We start from the raw sequence: 653 nt of genomic DNA on the forward strand, positions 1-653 counted from the left end.
CCCAGCTTTTGAAGGTTTTCTTTGTGCTCGTTGATCAGCGCCACGCTGGATGAGGCTTTGCTGGTTTTGGAAGACGAGGTGTCGGTTTGTGCGGCAGGCCAATGCGAACTTGGGCCAGACGACAATCTTTCAAGATTTTTCAAATTGCCGAGCGTCAGTTTATTTTCGCCATTGAGCACGTTTTGTAGCATTTGCTTCGCCACATCTTTTGGAATGCCCTGCTTGGTGAGCAGATTCACCACGATGTCTTTCGCTTTGTTCTGATGGCTAATACGAGCGCTCACGCTTTTGTTTTTTGGCGCACCTTCTTTTACGAAAATGTCTTTGCCGTTGTGTGCTCGAATCTCTTTATCGTCCGCTTGATTCTGTGTCGCTAAATGTGACGTCAGCTGGCTCAACGACTGCATGTGTGACGTATTGATATTAACCATGTAAAAACCTTAAACTTGAATAAACGGGTGTGAGCCAGTTTGTTGGCTAAAATCGACAACCGTGTTGTTTTGGAACAGTTGCACCCAAGTGTCACTCAACTCATTCAACTGACTGATGACGTTGGCTAATTGGCTGATCTCGGTGTCTGCCGTGATGGCGATTTGAAGCAGAATATCTTTGGTGGTTGGGTTGATGCAAAACTGCACTCCACCCGTTTCGCG

At 46.7% G+C, this 653-nt stretch carries 2 pseudogenes; both read right to left on the reverse strand.

Annotation, left to right across the window (positions count from 1 at the left end):
* A pseudogene (gene vopR, locus R7R24_RS27605) lies at window positions 1-431 on the reverse strand (type III secretion system effector VopR); the annotation flags it as partial.
* Window positions 432-440: 9 nt separating this feature from the next.
* Window positions 441-653, reverse strand: a pseudogene (locus R7R24_RS27610) (type III secretion chaperone CesT); the annotation flags it as partial.

Source organism: Vibrio sp. 704 (genome assembly GCF_033339295.1).